This window comes from Streptomyces sp. NBC_01381 (assembly GCF_026340305.1).
In the GTDB taxonomy this organism is placed as follows: domain Bacteria; phylum Actinomycetota; class Actinomycetes; order Streptomycetales; family Streptomycetaceae; genus Streptomyces.
Map to the genome: position 1 here is coordinate 2,291,775 of NZ_JAPEPI010000001.1, position 19,038 is coordinate 2,310,812.

The window sequence follows — 19,038 nt, forward strand, 5'->3', positions numbered from 1 at the left end:
GTGTCGCCGCGTTGCGCCGCGCGGACCAGGCGGGCTGTCTCCTCATCGGACACGTACGGCTTCCTCCCTGCGGGCGACGCGTACGGCCGCCGCGCACAGGATGGCGCAGAGCGGCGTGTAGAGGCCCAGGTTCAGCCAGTAGAAGGCGGTGTCCGTCTCCTTGGCGAAGAGCCAGTAGACGCCTGCGAGCGTCCGCAGGGAGAGCCCCGCGGCGACGGCGAGGGTGCCGGGACGGCTTCCCGCCAGGACGAGGGCCGAGGCGGTGAGGAGGAGGGTGGCGAGGGGGATCAGGATGGGCGGGGTGAAGGGGACGTCGGCGCCGAGCACCGCGTACGACAGTGACTGCTCGCTTGCCGCCGGCCAGGTCTGGCCGGTGGCCCAGTAGAGGTGGAGGAGGGCGTCGGTGGTGAGGACGGCGGCGATGAGGGTGGCTGCGGGGTGGCGTGGCATGGGGGCCTCCTGCGGGGGCGTACGTCATGAGTGACGGTCACCCTGCAGAGGAGCCGGGGCTGCGATTCGTTCCCCCGGGGCTTCTTCTCTTTCCCCAACCCCGCCCCTTCCCGAAAGCGGGGCTCCGCCCCGGACCCCGCCCGTGGCTCTGTACCGGGGCTGCGCCCCAGACCCCGCTCAAGCCCGCCGCTTCGCGGCGGATCCTTTCCCGCCCACCCACCCGATTGCCCCGCAGCTGCCCACCCACCCGAATCGGCCACGCTTCCTCAGCCGACGTCGGCGAAATTTCTAGCCCGTCCGGCGTTTGAGGACGAACTCGGCGGAGCCGGTGATCAACGGCCACCCTCGTAGTGCGCTCGCACCCGCTCCAACGCCCCCGCCGACGCCCCCACACGGTCAAGCCCCAGCAGCGCCGCCCCCAGCACGGGGCGTACGGACACCACCCGAGGGACCGCCTTCGGGGCGCGTGCCGCCAGCAACGCGCGGACCGCGTCGTCCAGTTGAGGGTGGCCGGCAGCCAGCACGCTCCCCCCGAGCAGCACCGGCGTCTCCTCCTCCAGGAGGCCGAGCCGGGCCAGGGCGACGCCCGCCATCGCCACCACCTCCTCCGCGAGGCGGTCCACGATGGACCGCGCCACGGCGTCCCCCTCGACCGCCGTGGCGAAGAGGACCGGCGTCAGTTCATGCCGCCGCAGCTCGTCGATCCGGGACAGGTGCAGCGCCTCGATCAACGCGTACATGGACGGCAGTCCGAAGTGCGCCGGAAGAGTGCGCGCAAGAGACGTGGGGCCGCCGCGCCCGTCCTCCGCGCGGGCCGCGTGCCACAGGGCCTCCTCCGCGAGGCCCCAGCCGCCGCCCCAGTCACCGGAGATCCGCCCGATCGCGGCGAAGCGGGCCGTGCGGCCGTCCGGGCGCATGCCCACGCAGTTGATGCCCGCCCCGCACACCACGGCGACCCCGCGCGGCTCGGCGACCCCAGCCCGCAGGATCGCGAAGGTGTCGTTGCGCACCGCCACGCTCGCGCCCCAGCCGCGCGCGTCAAGGGCGGACGCCAACTGCTCCTCCTCCACCGGGAGATCGGCGTTGGCCAGGCACGCAGAGACATGGTCGGCCCCGGCGGCCCCGGCGGCTGCGAACACCTCGCGCACCGCCGACTCCAGGACGTCCACGGCCGTCTCGACGCCCACCGCCGGCGGCTGGAACCCGCCGCCGCGCGCCGCCGCGACGACGGTGCCGTCCGCGGCGACCAGCGCGACGTCGGTCTTGCTGTTGCCCGCGTCGATCGCGAGAACCGACCCGGATACGGAACCGCTCATGCCCACGCGAGGTGCTCCCGGTTGTGCGCGATCAGCTGATCGGTGAGCTGCTCGGCGTACTCGAACTGGCCGATCAGGGGGTGGGCGAGCAGGGCGCGGTAGACACGGTCGCGGCCGCCCCGCAGAGCCGCCTCCAGTGCCAGGTCCTCGTACGCGGTGACGTTGGCGGTCAACCCCGCGTACAGCGGATCGAGTTCGGGCACGGCGAGCGGCGTGGCGCCCTTCGTGCCGACCGCTGCCTGCACCTCGATGACCGCGTCGTCCGGCAGGAACGGCAGCGTGCCGCGGTTGTAGGTGTTCACCACCTGGTAGGGGCTGCCCCCGCCGGCGAGCAGCGCCGCCGCCAGGTCGACCGCGGCCTCCGAGTAGAAGGCCCCGCCCCGCTTGGCGAGCAGCTCCGGCTTCTCGTCGAGGGCCGGGTCGCCGTACATCCTCAGCAATTCACTCTCCATCGCGGCGACTTCGGAGGCCCGTGACGGCTTGGTGCGCAGTTCGCGTACGACCTCGTCGTGGGCGTAGAAGTAGCGCAGGTAGTAGGAGGGGACGACGCCGAGCCGGTCGAGGATCTGGCGCGGAAGGCGCAGGTCCGCCGCGATCGCGTCGCCGTGCTCGGCGAGCAGCCTGGGGAGCACGTTCTCGCCCTCGGGGCCGCCGAGGCGCACCGCCGTCTCCCAGGTGAGGTGGTTCAGGCCCACGTGCTCCAGATGGACGTCACCGGGGGTCACGTCGAGCAGTTTCGCGAACTTCCGCTGGAAGCCGATCGCCACGTTGCAGAGGCCGACCGCCTTGTGCCCGGCCTGGAGGAGGGCCCGCGTGACGATGCCCACCGGGTTGGTGAAGTCGATCAGCCAGGCGTTCGGATTCGTACGCCGTACGCGTTCGGCGATGTCCAGGACCACCGGCACCGTCCGCAGGGCCTTCGCGAGGCCGCCCGCGCCCGTCGTCTCCTGGCCGACGCAGCCGCACTCCAGCGGCCACGTCTCGTCCTGGTTGCGCGCGGCCTGACCGCCGACGCGCAGCTGGAGCAGCACGGCGTCGGCGCCCTCCACGCCCGAGTCCAGGTCGGCGGTGGTGACGATCCGGCCCGGGTGGCCCTGCTTGGCGAAGATCCGCCGGGCCAGACCGCCGACCAGGTCGAGGCGGTCGGCCGCCGGGTCGACGAGCACCAGCTCCTCGATGGGGAGCGTGTCCCTCAACCGGGCGAATCCGTCGATGAGTTCGGGGGTGTAGGTGGATCCTCCGCCCACCACGGCGAGTTTCATGTTCAGCCCTTCACTCCGGTCAGCGTGACACCCTCGACGAACGCCTTCTGTGCGAAGAAGAACACGAGGATCACAGGGGCCATGACCAGCAGGGTCGCGGCCATGGTCAGATTCCAATCCGTGTGGTGCGCGCCCTTGAACGACTCGAGGCCGTACGAAAGGGTCCAGGCGCCCGGGTTCTCGGACGCGTAGATCTGCGGCCCGAAGTAGTCGTTCCAGGCGTAGAAGAACTGGAACAGGGCGACGGCGGCGATGCCGGGCTTGGCCATCGGCACGACGACCCTGAGCAGGGTCCTGAGCTCGCCGCAGCCGTCGACCTTCGCGGCGTCGACGTACTCGTTCGGGATGGTCATCAGGAACTGCCGCAACAGGAAGATGGAGAACGCGTCGCCGAACGCCATCGGGATGATCAGCGGCCACAGCGTGCCGGACAGATCGAGCTGCTTCGCCCAGAACAGATACATCGGGATGATGATCACCTGCGGCGGCAGCATCATCATCGAGATGACCAGCATCAGGGAGAGATTGCGGCCCCTGAAGCGGAACTTGGCGAGCGCGTACGCCACGGGCAGCGAGGACACGACCGTCAGGAGGGTGCCAAGTCCCGCGTACAGCAAGGTGTTGCGCCACCAGGTCAGAAAGCCCGGGGTGTCGAAGACCTTGCTGTAGTTCGACCACTCCCAGGTGTCCGGGATCAGATCGCGGGTGAGCGTCTGCTGGTCGTTCATCAGCGAGGTGAGGAAGAGGAAGACGAACGGCAGCAGGAAGAACAGCGCCACGGTGACGCCGAGCGTGTGCACGGCGATCCAGTGCAGGAACGCCTTGCGGCGTGCGGTGCGGGCGGCGGGAGTGATGGCGCCTTCGCTCAACTCAGGTTTGCGTTCCAGTAGTTGGGTCATGGTGGGTCAGTCACCTGCCTGGATGAGGCCGCCGCGCCGCCGCATCAGAAGCGCGGTGAACGCCATGGCCAGGGCGAAGAGTACGAGCGCGATCACACAGGCGGAGCCGTAGTCGAAGCGCTGGAAGCCGAGGTTGTAGACGAGCTGCGGCAGGGTCAGCGTCGACTTGTCCGGGTAGCCGGGCTCGAACTGCTGCCCGGAGCCGCCGATCACGCCGGACGCGACCTTCCCCGCGACCAAGGGCTGTGTGTAGTACTGCATGGTCTGGATCACGCCCGTGACCACCGCGAACATCACGATCGGCGAGATGTTCGGCAGCGTCACGAAGCGGAACCGCTGCCACGAGGACGCGCCGTCCAGCTCGGCGGCCTCGTACTGCTCCTTCGGCACGTCGAGCAGCGCGGCCATGAAGATGACCATGAGGTCGCCGATGCCCCACAGGGCGAGCATCGTCAGGGCGGGCTTGGACCAGGCGGCGTCGTTGAACCAGCCCGGGGTGGGCAGGCCGAGGTCGCCGAGCAGCGAATTGACCGGCCCCGTACCGGGGTTGAGCAGAAACGCGAACGCCATGGTGGCGGCGACCGGCGGCGCGAGATAGGGCAGATAGAAGAGGGTCCGGAAGACACCCGCACCGGTCTTGATCTTGGTGATGAGCAACCCGATGCCGATGCCGAAGACGACCCGGCAGGACACCATGACGACGACCAGCCACAGCGTGTTGCGCAGCGCGGGCCAGAACATCGGGTAGTCCGCGAAGACATAAGACCAGTTGTCCGTCCCCGTCCAGGTCGGCGGCTTGAAGCCGTCGTACTGCATGAACGAGAAATAGACGGTCGAGATCAGCGGATAGGCGAAGAAGACGGCGAAGCCGATCAACCAGGGCGACATGAAGGCGGCGGTCCGCAGCGCCGAACGACGCCGCTTCGAGCGCAACGTATAGGTACTCATCGGGCGACGGCTACTTCGCCTGCTCGATGTCCGTGTCGATCTCGTCGGCGGTCTTCTCCAGACCGGCCTTCAGATCCTTCTGCTTGCCCTTCTCGAAGTCGTAGCCGAGATTCTGGATGGAGACGAGGTAGGGCCCACCGTTGACCGACGCGGGAGTCGTCGTCGAGTCCGGGTTCTCGGCGATGTCCAAGAACGTCTTGAAGCGCGGGTCGTACTTCAGCTTCGGCGACTTCAGGGCGTCGTGCGTGGACGGCACGTTGTGGATGGCGTTGGCGAAGTCCACGACGGCGTCCGTGTTCGTGGTCATGAATTTGACCAGCTCCCACGAGGCGTTCTGCTTCTCGCTGGTGGCGGCGATACCGGCGATGGTTCCGATGACATAGCCCTTGCCGTACGTCTCCTTCTGGTCGTCGGGAACGGGCAGCGGTGCGACGCCGATGTCGAATCCGACCTTGGCCTCCTTCGCCATGCCGAGCCGCCACTCGCCGTCCATCTGCATCGCGACCTGCCCGGTGTGGAAGGGGTGCTTGGCACCCCACTCGTCACCGAACGTCGACCGGTACTTCTCCAGCTTCTGATAGCCGCCGAGTTCTTCGACGAGCTTTTTCTGATACGTGAATCCATCCGCGAAGGCCGGGTCCTTGGCGACGTTCGACTTGCCGTCCTTGTCGAAGTACGTGGGGGACCACTGCCCGAAGTAGTGCTCGGTCTTCGTCTCGTAGCCGTGATAGTTCGGCATGAACCCGAGCTGCTCGTACGAGTCGCCCTTCGCCTTGGTCAACTTCTTGGCGACGGAGGTGAATTCGGACCAGGTCTTCGGCGGGCTCTTGATGCCGGCCTTCTTGAACTCGTCCTTGTTGTAGTAGAGGCCGTACGCGTCACCGAGGAGCGGTGCGGCGCAGCGGTTGCCCTCGAACTGCGTGTACTCGTTCATGGTCTTCGGGAAGGTCTTCTCCGGATCGATCTCATCCTTCTTGAAGAAGGGATCGAGATCGACCCAAGCACCCGATGAACAGAACTTGCCGACGTTGTTGGTGGTGAAGGAGGAGATGACGTCCGGGGCCTTCGAACCACCCGCACGCAACGCCTGATTGATCTTGTCGTCGTTCATGTTCCCGACGACCTTGACGTGAATGTTGGGGTGCGCCTTCTCGAAGGCGTCGACATTCGCCTGGACGGCCTTCACCTCGGACGGCGCGCTCCAGCCGTGCCAGAAGTTGATTGTCGTCTCTTTGGAAGCGTCGTCGTCCGCACCCGAACTGCTCTGCCCCGTACAGGCGGTGGTCGCGAGCAGGGCTATGGAGGCGGTCGCGGCGAGCGCGACAGCGGTCGCGCGGCGGTTTTCGGGCATGACGGAGTACTCCCTGGGCAGGACGGGCTCGGACGAGGGGTTACGTCAGGGGGTGCGGGGAGGGGATCAGCGCGAGGTGTCGAAGACCTCGTCGCGGGTGGCGGCGAGCGCGCTCTCCAACGCGCCGCGCAGCACGGGGTGTTCGGCGACTTCCCCGACGACGAGACGGGGACGTGAGACGGCCAGCTCGTCGAGCTCGGCCTGGATCAGCTGACGCAGCGGCTCGCCGCCCGCGGTGTGCAACGAGCCGCTGAGCACGACGAGTTCGGGGTCGAATACGGCGATGAGTGAGGCGAGGCCGGTGGCGAGGCCGGTCGCGTACGTCTCCAGGAGCTGCCGGTGGGGCCCGTCGTCGACGGCGGCGGCCTGCGCGAGGAGGGCGGCGGCGACATCGGCGTACGGACCGTGGGGGATGGGCGAGATCCCGAGGTCGCGGGCGAGCTTCGGGATGACCTGCGACCCCGCAAGCTCTTGATAGCCACCGCTGTTGGCCCTGGTGACCTGGCGTACGAGAGGGGCGCCGGGGACGGGCAGGAAGCCGATCTCGCCCGCGCCGCCGGTCCAGCCGCGGTGCAGCCGCCCCCCGATGACGAGGGCGGCGCCGAGCCCTTCCTGATTCCACAGCAACACGAAGTCTTCATGCTCTCTCGCCGCTCCGAGCCGCTGCTCGGCGATCGCGGCGAGGTTCACGTCGTTCTCGTACTCGACGGGCATCGGCAGCGCGGCCGCGAGCTCGTCGAGCAGGGTGGCGAAGTGCCAGCCGGGCAGGTGGGAGGCGTACCGGAGGCGACCGGTGTTGGGGTCGAAGGCGCCGGGGGTGCCGATGACGAGCCGGTGCACGTCGGAACGGGCGAGCCCGGCGGCCTTCACCGCGCCGTCGAGGGCCTCGGTCACCTGGCGTACGACGGGCTCGGCGCGGCGGCCGGGCGTCGGGAGCCGGAACTCGCCGACGGTCTTGCCCGTGACGTCGGCGACGGCGGCGCGGATGCGGTCGGGGTTGACGTCGAGTCCGGCGGCGTAGGCGGCGGTCGGATTGACGCCGTACAACTGGGCGTTGGGCCCGGGCCGGCCCTCGGTCGTCCCTGTGGCCTTCACCAGCCCGGCCGCTTCGAGGCGGGCGAGGAGCTGGGAAGCCGTGGGCTTGGAGAGCCCGGTGAGCTTGCCGATCTTCGTTCGTGACAGGGGGCCGTGCGCGAGCAGCAGGTCGAGGGCGGCGCGGTCGTTCATGGCGCGCAGGACCCGCGGGGTGCCGGGTGTGGACCCGGCGCCGGTCGCGCCGCGGGCCGAACTCTCGGTCGAGCCACCCATGAGCTGCTCCTCGCCCCTGCGTCAGTACGGAACTTGCCTGTACGGACCGTACCGGCGCCGCACTGTTAGGAAACTTTCCTATTGGGTGTGAGGAAGGTAATTCCGGCGTGGCGGGGGCGTCAATAGCGGGGGTGGGGGTGGCAACCAAGTCGTTACCTGGGGGTGGCTTTGCTGGGCCTGCGCTGAAGATGGCGCCGGGGCCGCCCGGTTGTCCTGAGGTTGGCGGTTCCGGGCCGGGAGTCAAGGGCGCTCCTTCGTCGCGTCGGCTTCGCCGATTCCGCTTCGCTCCACCCTTGACACCCACCCCTCCACCGCGAGAAGCCATATGACCGGGCGGCCACGAAGCGGGGCTCACGGGGACCGCCGGTCGGGTCATCAGGCTTCGCGGCCGGGTGCGGACTGGTTCGTATCAGCGCAGCCGGGTGGGAGGGGTGCGCGGTCGGTTCGGGGATGGGTCCCGGCTTCGTCAAGCGTCTACCGACCGGATCTTCCGGTCTCGGCCGGGAGAGAGGGGGGTGTGGGGAACCTACTTCGGCAAAGTTGCGTTTCGTAGTGCCGCGCGCCCCCCTTGTGTCAGAACACTACTTTTCCAAAGTAGGTCCCCCACCCCCCCCACCTGCCCATGACCGTGACGGTCACCGGGAAGATCCGGTCGGTAGACGCTTGACGAGACCGGGATCGATCCCCGGACCGGCCGCGCGCCCTTCCGCCTCACGGTGCCTGCTACGAACTAGTCGGCACCCGGCGCTGAAGCGGGATGACCCATCCCCGCTGTCCCGTGAGCCCCGTTTCGTGGCCGCCCGGTCAATTTGCTTCTCGCGGTGGAGGGACGGGTGTCAAGGGTGGAGCGAAGCGGAATCGGCGAAGCCGACGCGACGAAGGAGCGCCCTTTACACCCGGCCCGGAACCGCCAACCTCGGGACAACCGGGCGGCCCCGGCGCCAATCAACCACCGGCCCAGCAAAGCCCCCGCTACTTCGAAAGATTCGGCGGCGGTGCGATCGGCGAAGCCGCCAGGGACTGGGGCGACGTCGAGGACGCGTACGCGGAAGGGGCCGCGACTCCCGCCGAGGGGTCGGGCGCCGTCTCCTCCGTCGCCTGCAGGGGCAGGCCGCCCACGATGCGGATCCCCGCCGCGTCGAACGCCTGCTTGATGCGCCAGCGCAGCTCCCGCTCCACACCCAGCGCCTTGCCCGGCATCGTCTTGGCGGAGACGCGCACCACCATCTGGTCCAGGAGCACACTGTCCAGGCCCAGGATCTCCACCGGCCCCCAAAGACGCTCGTTCCACGGCTCGTCCTTCGCCATGGTCTCGCCGACCTCCGTCAGCGTGGCCTTCACCTTCTCCAGGTCCTCGTCCGGACGGACCGTCACGTCCACGCCCGCTGTCGACCAGCCCTGGCTGAGGTTGCCGATGCGCTTGACCTCGCCGTTGCGGACGTACCAGATCTCGCCGTTGTCGCCGCGCAGCTTCGTCACGCGCAGGCCCACCTCGATCACCTCGCCCGACGCGACGCCCGCGTCGATCGAGTCGCCCACGCCGTACTGGTCCTCCAGGATCATGAAGACGCCGGAGAGGAAGTCGGTGACGAGATTGCGCGCGCCGAAGCCGATCGCCACGCCCGCCACACCGGCGGATGCGAGCAGCGGGGCCAGGTTGATCTGGAACGTGCCGAGGATCATCAGCGCCGCCGTGCCGAGGATCACGAACGACGCCACCGAGCGGAGGACCGAGCCGATCGCCTGCGAACGCTGGCGGCGGCGCTCCACGTTCACCAGAAGCCCGCCGAGCGCCGTGCCGTCGACGGCCTGCGCCGTGCGGTTCATGCGGTCTATCAGCTTGGTGATGGCGCGCCGGATCAGGACCCGCAGGACGACCGCTATGGCGACGATCAGCAGGATGCGGAGCCCGATGCTGAGCCAGGTCGACCAGTTCTGCTCCACCCAGCTCGCGGCGTTCGTCGCGCTCTCCTGGGCGTCTTCCAGGGTCGGGGGTTTCGTCGACTTGTCGTCCGGGTCCGATCCGGCCGCTGACAGGACGGACAAGAGCACGGCAGGTACCTCCAGGCATAGCGGTCTGCCCAGGAGATGCGCCGGGCAGAGACACCACACTAACGGGGCATTGTGTGTGGATCGTTGTCATGTTCGAGGGAGAGACGGTGCTCACCTGGGGAAGATTGAGGGTGACGCACAGGTGTGGTCGAAAACACTCCGAGCCCGTTACCGGCACATGGTGGCGCTTGGACCAGGCATGAGGGGAGACTGGCTACAGATCGTCCCGGCGCGAGCCACGCGCCGCCGGCGTACAAGGAGGCATCCGTGCCGCACGTCCTGGTCCTCAATGCGTCGTACGAGCCACTGGGTGTCGTACCGCTCCGCCGCGCGCTCGTCCTCGTCCTGGAGAACAAGGCTCTCTGCCTCGAGGAATCCGGCGCCTTCATGCACAGCGCAACGCGCACTGTCCCCGCACCCAGCGTGGTCCGCCTCAAGCGGTTCGTCCGGGTCCCTTACAGGGGGCCCGTTCCTCTGACCAGGCGGGCGCTCTTCGCCCGCGACGGCGGTCGGTGCATGTACTGCGGTGGCGTCGCAACCAGCGTCGACCACGTCATTCCAAAGAGCCGAGGCGGCCCGCACGCCTGGGAAAACGTGGTGGCCTCGTGCCGCCGCTGCAATCACGTCAAGGCCGACCGGCACCTCCTGGAGCTGGGATGGCGCCTGCGTCACAAGCCCGCGCCGCCCTCGGGGCTCGCGTGGCGCATCATCGGGACCGGGCATAGGGATCCGCGCTGGCTGCCGTACTTGCAGCCGTTCGGCGCGGACGACGCGATGGCTCGGATCGACGGCATTTCTGCCTAGCAATCGATCCGGGCCTTTGTTGTACGTGGGTGTGTGCGGTCGTCAGTCGTCGGCGACCGCGTACGCCTCCACCGACCACAGCGAGTAACCGAACCGCGTCGCCCGCTTGTCGCCCTGTATGCGGATGTAACGCGTGTCACGCGCGTCCATGCGGACCGCCTCGCGGCCGCCCTTGCCGTCCTTCACCGTCGCCGCCGTGCGCCACGTCCTGCCGTCGGCCGACGTCTGCACGCGGTAGCCCGCCGCGTACGCGTCCTGCCAGCGAAGGACCACCTGGCCGAGACGGACCGGCTCGGCCAGCTGCAGCTGCCACCAGGCGTTGTCCTTTGCCGGGGACGACCAGCGGGTCTTCGGGTCGCCGTCGTTGGCGCCGGACGCCGGGAAGTCCTTCGTCTCGTCGCCGGACGAGGACGCCTTCGCGCCGCGCGCCAGATCGCGGCCTCCGGTGCGCGGATAAGCGCGGATCGAGACGGTCTTGGTCTGGCCGTCGAACGTGACGGGAATCTCGTACGTTCCCGAGCGCGTGCCCGCGGGGACGGTCACATCCACCGGGACCTCCACCTCGGTGCCGCGCGGCAGCGTGGACCTCTCCGGGGTGCGGACCTCGATGCCCTTGGGGGCCTTGGCCGTGACCTCGCCCCGCACGTCCCCGGGCCGCAGCGAGAGCAGCCTGGCCGTGACGCGCTGCGGGCCGCCGCCGATCTCCGCGTCGGCCTCCGTGCGGGCCAGCGAGAACTTGGCGGCGGGGGCGTCGGCGTACCAGGGCACGACATGGCGGACGGTGCCCTCGGTGACCGTGACACGGACGGCGTCCGCGCGCTCGTCCTTCGCCCTGGCCTCCGTGAAACCGCTGCCGGACAGGGCGCCGATGCGGCGCCAGCCCTCGCCCGGGACATGGGCCTCGACGCTGCCCTTCGTGCCGGGGTCGGTCAGCGCCGTCACCGCGGCGAGGGGGCGGGCCCGGGGCATGCGGACCGTCGCTCGGTCCGACGCCTGGTCGCTGTCGAGCCCCGCCCAGGTGCCGTACGCCTTCTGCGCCCGCGCCAGGAAGGGGTCGAGGACGCCCTTGCCGACCGTCACCTGCGCGGCCTTCAGCTCCTTCTGGAGTCCGGCCAGGGTGCGCGAGGCACGCCAGGCGGCGGCGCCGTCGCCCTTGGACTGCGCGTGCAGCATGTCGACCGCTGTCTCGCCGGCCTCGCCATAGCGGGCCAACTGCTGGATCCAGGGCCCGACTTCGGCGTCCAGACCGCTGTCGGCGAGCCGCCGCGGCGCCTCCTTCATGACGGTGAACGCGTCGCGCAGCGCCTGCCCCGACTTCTCGATACGGGCCTTGTCGGTCGTCGTGCGGGAGCGCCAGAGGCCGTCCATGAGCGGCCGCAGATACGCCGACTCGTCCGCGCCGAGCACGGACGACGCGTCATTGCCCGCGAGGGCGCGCAGGGCGCCCCGCGCCTTCGCGTCGCCGCCCGAGAGGTCGTCGATCGCGGCGAGCCAGGACTCGTGCGGGCGGTAGGCGCGGGGGTTCCACGCGTAGTCGGCGGCGGTGAACAGCGGGATGCGGGACGCCGACGGCTGCTCCATCGCGTTGCCGAGCAGCGCCGCGGAGCCGGTGGCCACGGCGGGCTCGCGGCCCGTGTAGGGGCCGAGGAAGATCCGGTCCTGTGCGAAGTCGTTGACCGGGTAGTTGTCCATCGTCACCAGCGGGTGCGAGCCGAACGCCTCGCGGGCGCCCGCCAGTTCGCGCCCGGTGATGGTCTTGGGGACGACGCCGACGCCGGTCCAGGCGACCTCGATGCCGCGGTCCAGTTCCGCCGCGACGGCGTCGCGGTACGCGGTCGAGCCGTCCTGGAAGTACTCGGTCGGCATGAGGGAGAGCGGCTTCGCGTCCGGGTGGCGCTCGGCGAGGTGCGCGGCTACGGCGTTGGCGACCCGGGCCTGCGCCTTCGCGGCGGCCTCGGGCCCCGAACCGAACGTTTCGGCGTCCTGGTCGCAGTGCCATTCGCTGTAGCTGACGTCCTGGAACTGCAGCTGGAAGGCGCGCACGCCCAGCGCCCACATCGCGTCGATCTTGCGGTTGAGGGCCTTGACGTCCTTGTCCGACGACATGCACATGGCCTGGCCGGGGGCGACGGCCCAGGCGAGCGTCACGTGGTTGCGCTTGGCGCGGTCGGCGAGGGCGCGGAAGTCGGCGCGCTGGTCGGCGGGGTACGGCTCGCGCCAGCGGGCCTGGCGGTAGAGGTCGTCGCCGGGCGCGTAGAGGTACCGGTTCTGCTTGGTGCGGCCCATGAAGTCCAGCTGGTCCAGGCGCTGTTCGCGGGTCCAGGGGGTGCCGTAGAAGCCCTCCGTCATGCCGCGCACCGCGGTGCCGGGCCAGTCGCGGATGTTCACGCCGGGGACGGTCTTCCCGGAGCGCAGCTGCTTCAGGGTCTGTACGCCGTGGAAGAGGCCGTCGTCGCCCGCTCCGGAGAGGGCGATGGTCTCCTGCCCGGCGACGCGGCCCACCGCGAGGCGGTAGCCGCCGGACGGGAGGTCCCTGCGGTCGCGGGCGCGGAGGGCGCGCAGGGTCTGGTCGGCGCCGGTGCCGTCGACGCGGACGACCAGACGGTTGCCGCCTGCGGGGAGCCGCTCCCCGTCCTGCACCTCGGTGATCCGGCGGGCGCCCGCGTCCCGCAGGAGGGTGCGGAGGGCTTCCATGGCGTACGGGTCCGGGGCGCGGCCGCCGGTCGCTGCCGTGACGAGGACGACCTCGTCGGTGACGGTGACCGGTGCTCCGGCGGCGGTCATCGACTGGGGGCGGGGCCAGACCGGGGGGAGGGTGCCGTCGGACTCCCGGTCGTCGTCCGGAGTGGTGGCGGGGGCGCCGGGCTGTCCGGGGATGCCCGGGGCTGCGACGGCGCCGGGGGCGCCGCTGAGTGCGCCTGCGATGACGGCGACGGCGATGGCGGCCGCGCCCTTCCTGCGCCGCAGCTGCACGGCCCTCTCCTTGTTGTCCCTTGTGCTCGTCACGAGTGAGGTGATGATCACATGTGGTGCGTCGGTTGTCTCAGGGTGTCACTGAGCCCACCACCTGGGTGGCGGGGGTGTCAACGGCGGTGGGGGTTGTGGGGGGTTTCTCCCTTCTCCGGCCCCGCGGCTGCGGTGCCGCCCCGGAAAGGAAGATCTTGCGGGGGGTGTGCGCTTTTGGGAAACGAATGTGAGTACGCGCACGTTCACACAACGGATATGTCTGCGAACCCGCGCACTGGGTAGGGCTGCGATGACCTGCCCCCTGAAAAGGAGCTCCCACGTGGCCGCTTCGGCGAATCTCCTCCTCTCCGCCCTCTCCAAACAGGTCTCGGACCCCGACTCGGGACTCGACGGATCCTGCTCCTGCGGCTGCCTCGAACCGCCCCTGACCAGCGAGCCCCCGCTCGCGGATGCCGCCCCCCTCACCAGCGAGCCGCCGCTCGCCGACGCCGCGCCGCTGACCAGCGAGCCGACCTCCACCGGCACGGCCTCGGGCCTGGACTACATGGGGGTCTAGATGGCCCCACCCGGAGCTGCCGCCGGCGAACCTTCCGGGCTTTCACGCCTCGCCGCCTGTCATGGCGTGGCGACTTCTTACTCCCCGTCTCCGGACCGCACGGTCCCGGCCGCGGACACCGCCGTCGTCGCGGCCCTGGCCGCCCTCGACGTGGACGCGAGCACACCCGACGCGATCCGGGACGCCCTCACGGCGTACGAGACCGGTCGGCGGGCGCGGCTGCTGCCGCCGACGGTGGTGGTGTGGCAGGGCGGGCCAGAACAGGGCGCGTCCGAGCACGGCGGGCCGGAGCAGGCCAAGCCCTGGGCAGGCCTGCCGGGCGGTACGCGCATGGCGGTCCGCACCGAGCAGGGGGAGCGCCTGGAGTGGGAGACGCCGGGCGAGCCTCCGCGACCGCTGCCGCACGGCGTGCACCGGATGCGGGCCACCGTCCCCGGCGGGCAGAGCGCGGGCGCGCATCTCATCGTCGCCCCCTACCGCCTCCCGCCCCCGCCCGAGCGGACCCACGGCCTGCTGGTCCAGCTCTACTCACTGCTCTCCGCCCGTTCCTGGGGCATGGGCGACCTCGGCGACCTGACCGAGCTCGTGGCCTGGTCAGGGCGGGCCGTCGGCGCCGGATTCGTACAGGTCAACCCCCTGCACGCCGCGGTCCCCAAACCGTCGGGCGGGCCGTCGGACCCCTCCCCGTACCGCCCCTCGTCACGCCGCTTCCCCGATCCCGTACATCTGCGCATCGAGGAGATCCCCGAGTACGCGTACCTGCGGGGCGAGGCCCGCGACCGGGTCGACGCGCTCTCCCGCCACGCCGCACGCCTGCGTGAATCGGTCCTCCACGAGGGCGAGTTGATCGACCGTGACGCGGTCTGGGCGCTCAAGCTCGAAGCCCTCGAACTGATCGCGCGGGTCCCGCTCGGCCCCGGACGCAGAGCCGCCTACAACGAGTTCATCGCCGAGCGCGGCGAGGCGCTCGAAGACCACGCCACCTGGTACGCGCTCGCCGAGCTGCACGGCCCCGACTGGCACGCCTGGCCCGCCCCGCTGCGGGACCCGGTCTCGTCCCCGACCGCCCGCGCGCGCCGCGACGCGATGGACCGCGTCGACTTCCACAGCCGCCTCGCCTGGCTCACCGACGCCCAGCTCGCCACCGCGCAGCGCACCGCGCGCGACGCGGGCATGGGCATCGGCCTCGTCCACGACCTCGCGGTGGGCGTGCACCCGGGCGGCGCCGACGCGTGGGCACAGCAGCGGCACTTCGCCGCCCGCATGTCGGTGGGCGCCCCGCCGGACGCGTTCAACGCGCGCGGTCAGGACTGGGGCCTGCCGCCCTGGCGCCCCGACCGCCTCGCCGAGTCCGGGTACGCCCCCTACCGTGCCCTGTTGCGCGGACTGCTCCGGCACGCGGGCGCCCTGCGCGTCGACCACGTGATGGGGCTCTTCCGCCTCTGGTGGGTCCCCGAGGGCCGCGCGCCCACGGACGGGACGTACGTCCACTACGACGCGGAGGCGATGCTCGCGATCCTCTCCCTGGAGGCGCACCGCGCGGGCGCCCTCGTCATCGGCGAGGACCTCGGCACCGTGGCGCCCGGCGTCCGCGAGACCCTGCGCGGGCACGGCGTGCTCGGCACCTCCGTGCTCTGGTTCGAGCGGGACTGGGAGGGCACGGGGCGGCCGCTGCCGCCCGAGCGGTGGCGCGCCGACTGCCTGGCCACCGCCACCACGCACGATCTGCCGTCCACCGCGGCCCGCATCACCGGCGAGCACGTCCAACTCCGTTATCTCCTGGGCCTGTTGACCCGCCCGGCGGAGGTGGAGGGCGCCGCGGCCGCGGCCGACGTGCGGGAGTGGCTCGGGCTGCTCGCCCGGCTCGGCATGCTGCCGGGCGGCGGCGGTCACGAGGAGGACGAGATCCGCGCCGTACACCGCTTCCTGCTCGCAACCCCGGCCCGCATGGTGGGCATCTGGCTGCCGGATGCGGTCGGCGACCGGCGCCCGCAGAACCTGCCCGGCACGCTGGACGAATATCCGAACTGGCGGCTGCCGATCGCGGACGCCGAAGGCCGCCCCGTCACCCTGGAGGAACTGACCGCGGCACCCCGTCTGCACACGTTCATGGACGTGTTCCGCGGCCGCGGCCAGGGCCGCGATCGCACTCGTACGGCACCCCCGGGCGCGCGCCCCGTTTAGCCGTTCGCTACGTTGGCACCGTGGACAAGAAGAACGCCCTGCGCGCCGGCGCCCTGGCTTCCGGTACGACGCTGATGATGCTGCTCATGTCGTCCCCCGCGCTCGCGCTCACACGCGACGACGGCGACGACCCGGGTCCGGGCCTGAGCGTGATCGACACGCTCGGCCTCTATGTCGTGGCGCCCATCGTGCTGTTCCTGGTGATCGCGGGCCTCGTGATGGTCGGTGACAAGACCCGCAAGCAGGAGAAGCAGGGCTGACGCCGCACTTCACTTCCTGAGCACTTCCTGAGCTCTCCGTAGGGGGCGCTCTTCATCGACGTACGCGACGCATGCGTACGTACGTACGTCGATGAGGGGCGCCCCCTACGCGTTTTCAAGGTCCGAGCCGCTCACCGACGATGACCATTCTATTTTCCTTAATGGAATGGTCGAAAAGTTTCGATGGACCTGACTGGTCGGCGGGTGCGACGGTAGTCCCTCAATCAACCCCCGGGCCGCCCGGGAGAGAGACAAGGGATACAACGTGACTGTCCTGGACCGGACCTCCCTCACCACCGCGTCGACCGCGACGACGAGCGAGCCGAAGCGGGCGCCGCGCGCCGCCCGACCGATCGGCGTCGGCCTCGCCCTCGCGGCGCTCGCCACGGTCGTCTGGTCGGGCAGCTTCGTCACCTCCCGGGCCCTGCACGACAGCGTGCCGCCCATCCAGCACGCGTTCTGGCGGTGGATCATCGCCATCGTGGCCGTCGCGCCGTTCGCGGCACGGCAGACCTGGCGGCAACGGGCCCTGCTCCGCAGGCACTTCCGCTTCCTGCTCCTGGCGTCCTTCCTGGGCATCACGGTCTACAACACCCTGGTGAACCAGGCGGCGATGACCACGACCGCGGGCAACATGGGCATGATCATGGCCGCTTCGCCGGTCCTGATGGCGGTGTACGAACGCGTCGGCGGTACCCGGCTCGGGGCGCGCCGCGTGACGGGCATGCTGATCGCCTGCGCGGGCGTCCTGATCCTTGTCTCCGGGGGCTCCCTCTCCATGGACTTCGCGGTCGGTGACCTGTGGGTGATCGCGGGGGCGATCTCCTTCGGCTCGTACAGCGCGCTGCTCAAGCGCAAGCCCGCGGAGATCGGCGGACTGCCGTTCCTCTTCGCGGCGTTCGGGCTCGGTGCGCTGATGCTGCTTCCGGTGTTCGTGGCCAGCTATGTGATCCAGGGCGGCTTCGAGCCGACGGTCGGCACGGTCTCCCCGCTCCTGTACGTGGGTGTGGTGTCGTCGGCGGTCGCCTTCTTCGCCTGGAACAAGGCGATCTCGATCATCGGCGCGGCCCGTGCCGGAGTCATCTACTACCTCCAGCCGGTGTGCGTGGCCCTGCTGTCCTTCGCGGTGCTCGGCGAGGCGATGGGGTGGCTGCAGGTCATGTGCATGGGGCTGATCCTGGGCGGGGTCGTGCTCGGCTCCGCCGGCAGGGCGAAGTGACGCGGCGCCGCGCGGGGGTGCGGGGCGATGCTGCGGGCTGACGGGCGCGGCCCGGTAGGTACGTTGGCTTCCATGAGCGAGTGGGACATCAAGAAACTGCAGATCCTGCGTACGTTGAGCGAGCGGGGCACGGTGACCGCGACGGCGCAGACGCTGCGGATGACGCCGTCGGCGGTGTCGCAGCAGCTGTCCAACCTCGCCAAGCAACTGGGGGTGCCGCTGCTCGAGGCGCACGGGCGCCGGGTGCGCCTGACGGACGCGGCGCATCTCGTCCTGCGGCACGCGGAGGCGGTCTTCGCGCAACTGGAGCGTGCGGACGCCGAGTTGGCGGCGTATGCGCACGGGGAGGCCGGGGAGGTGCGGGTCGGGGCGTTCTCGACCGCCGTGCCCGCGCTCGTCGTGCCGGCGGTGCGGGCGTTGCGGGCGGCGGCGCCGGGCATCTCCGTACGGGTGCGGGAGGCGGAGGCGGCGGAGGCGTACGAGCTTCTCGCGGCGGGGGAGGTGGACGTGGCGCTGTCCCTCGCGGTCCAGGCGCCGGCATCGCCCGACGCGGACACGCGCTTCACGCGGGAGTCGCTGCTTGCCGACCCGCTGGACGTGGCGCTTCCGGGGGATCATCCGCTGGCGTCGGCGGAGGGGCTGCGGCTCGCCGATCTCGCGGGCGAGCCGTGGATCTTCGGGGGGAGCGGGCCGTGGTCCGAGATCACGCGGGCGGCGTGCGAGGGGGCGGGCTTCTCGCCGGAACAGGCGCACTCCGCGTCCGGCTGGACGGCGATCCTCGCCATGGTGGAGGCGGGGATGGGGGTGGCGCTGGTCCCGAGGATGGCGGCGGCCAGCCGTGACGGCGTGACGATGCGGGAACTCTCCGCCGACCGGCCTCGCCGCCATGTGGTGGCGGCGGTGCGCCGGGGGGCCGCTGCGGGGGCGGCCGTCTCCCGAGTCCTGACGGCTCTCCGCGAGGCGGTCCCTACGCGGGTTCCGTAGCCCGGCGCCCGCCCCCGGCGCCTGACTGCCGCGGCCTCGCCCCCACCCACCCTTTGCCTGGGGCGTCATCGCCCTGCACCATGCGGCGCCGCCTCTTCCCCACCCACCCGCCCCCGCCTTTCCCGGAGCGTCGTCCGGGGCCTGGAGGCTGGGCGATCCGCGGTGCGGCTCTGCCGGGCCTGCGGCGTTGGTTGGTGCCGGGGCCGCCCGGCTGGTGGTTCTGGGCCGGGCGTGAAGGGGGCTCCTGGCGTCGTGTCGGCTGCGCGGGAGGGGGGACCTCTGTCTTGTCTGGCCTGCCGCCGGGGGTGCACTTCCCCGCGTCACGCGGCGCCGCCATGTCCCCACCCACCCGCCCCCTCCAGGCCGGGCATCTCGCGGGGTCTTTGCTGGGCCGGTGGTGGTGTTCTTGCCGGGGCCGCCCGGTTGTCCTGAGGTTGGCGGTTCCGGGCCGGGTGTAAAGGGCGCTCCTTCGTCGCGT

General features: G+C 70.7%; 15 protein-coding genes. 6 read left to right on the plus strand and 9 right to left on the minus strand.

Going from position 1 to position 19,038, the window contains the following annotated elements; all coding sequences use genetic code 11:
• Positions 1-42: 42 nt before the first annotated feature.
• The 8 genes from OG453_RS10915 to OG453_RS10950 all read right to left on the minus strand — a co-directional run bounded on the left by OG453_RS10915 (position 43) and on the right by OG453_RS10950 (position 9,586).
• Entirely contained in the window at positions 43-450 is a 408-nt protein-coding gene (locus OG453_RS10915) for a DUF3995 domain-containing protein (protein ID WP_266866877.1), read from the minus strand.
• Positions 451-782: 332 nt separating this feature from the next.
• Positions 783-1,766: an N-acetylglucosamine kinase gene (locus OG453_RS10920; protein ID WP_266866879.1), complete on the minus strand. Its 984-nt coding sequence runs from the start codon at positions 1,764-1,766 to the stop codon at positions 783-785.
• On the minus strand, positions 1,763-3,028 hold the full coding sequence (locus tag OG453_RS10925) for a 6-phospho-beta-glucosidase (protein ID WP_266866881.1): 1,266 nt from the start codon (positions 3,026-3,028) through the stop codon (positions 1,763-1,765). Before OG453_RS10925 ends, OG453_RS10920 begins: the two co-directional genes overlap by 4 nt.
• A 2-nt stretch (positions 3,029-3,030) precedes the next feature.
• Positions 3,031-3,927 (minus strand): carbohydrate ABC transporter permease, encoded by an 897-nt coding sequence (locus tag OG453_RS10930; RefSeq protein ID WP_266866882.1) that lies wholly within the window; start codon positions 3,925-3,927, stop codon positions 3,031-3,033.
• A 6-nt stretch (positions 3,928-3,933) separates the two neighbouring features.
• Entirely contained in the window at positions 3,934-4,875 is a 942-nt protein-coding gene (locus OG453_RS10935) for a carbohydrate ABC transporter permease (protein WP_266866884.1), read from the minus strand.
• Between the two features lie 10 nt (positions 4,876-4,885).
• Positions 4,886-6,226: an ABC transporter substrate-binding protein gene (locus OG453_RS10940; protein ID WP_266866886.1), complete on the minus strand. Its 1,341-nt coding sequence runs from the start codon at positions 6,224-6,226 to the stop codon at positions 4,886-4,888.
• 66 nt (positions 6,227-6,292) lie between these two features.
• Complete coding sequence (locus OG453_RS10945; protein ID WP_266866888.1) at positions 6,293-7,534, minus strand: ROK family transcriptional regulator; 1,242 nt, start codon at positions 7,532-7,534, stop codon at positions 6,293-6,295.
• A 972-nt stretch (positions 7,535-8,506) separates the two neighbouring features.
• Positions 8,507-9,586 carry a mechanosensitive ion channel family protein gene (locus OG453_RS10950; protein WP_266866890.1) on the minus strand — a complete coding sequence of 360 codons (1,080 nt, stop codon included), beginning with the start codon at positions 9,584-9,586 and terminating at the stop codon, positions 8,507-8,509.
• 267 nt (positions 9,587-9,853) lie between these two features.
• Between OG453_RS10950 and OG453_RS10955 the strand changes: the two genes are divergently transcribed.
• Positions 9,854-10,390 (plus strand): HNH endonuclease, encoded by a 537-nt coding sequence (locus OG453_RS10955; RefSeq protein ID WP_135331961.1) that lies wholly within the window; start codon positions 9,854-9,856, stop codon positions 10,388-10,390.
• Between the two features lie 42 nt (positions 10,391-10,432).
• On the opposite strand, the gene OG453_RS10960 is transcribed toward OG453_RS10955, so the two are convergent.
• The gene (locus OG453_RS10960; RefSeq protein ID WP_266869799.1) at positions 10,433-13,363 is read right to left on the minus strand and encodes a beta-N-acetylglucosaminidase domain-containing protein; all 2,931 of its coding nucleotides are present in this window, start codon (positions 13,361-13,363) and stop codon (positions 10,433-10,435) included.
• Between the two features lie 313 nt (positions 13,364-13,676).
• Between OG453_RS10960 and OG453_RS10965 the strand changes: the two genes are divergently transcribed.
• The 5 genes from OG453_RS10965 (at position 13,677) to OG453_RS10985 (ending at position 18,560) form a co-directional block, all read left to right on the plus strand.
• A complete protein-coding gene (locus OG453_RS10965) occupies positions 13,677-13,913 on the plus strand; it encodes a hypothetical protein (RefSeq protein WP_266866893.1) in 237 nt (78 codons plus the stop codon).
• Entirely contained in the window at positions 13,914-16,097 is a 2,184-nt protein-coding gene (malQ, locus tag OG453_RS10970; protein WP_266866895.1) for a 4-alpha-glucanotransferase, read from the plus strand.
• 20 nt (positions 16,098-16,117) lie between these two features.
• Positions 16,118-16,357: a hypothetical protein gene (locus OG453_RS10975; protein WP_266866897.1), complete on the plus strand. Its 240-nt coding sequence runs from the start codon at positions 16,118-16,120 to the stop codon at positions 16,355-16,357.
• A 352-nt stretch (positions 16,358-16,709) separates the two neighbouring features.
• Positions 16,710-17,576: a DMT family transporter gene (locus tag OG453_RS10980; RefSeq protein WP_266869800.1), complete on the plus strand. Its 867-nt coding sequence runs from the start codon at positions 16,710-16,712 to the stop codon at positions 17,574-17,576.
• A 72-nt stretch (positions 17,577-17,648) separates the two neighbouring features.
• Positions 17,649-18,560, plus strand: a complete 912-nt coding sequence (locus OG453_RS10985; RefSeq protein ID WP_266866899.1) for a LysR family transcriptional regulator — start codon at positions 17,649-17,651, stop codon at positions 18,558-18,560.
• Positions 18,561-19,038 lie beyond the last annotated feature (478 nt).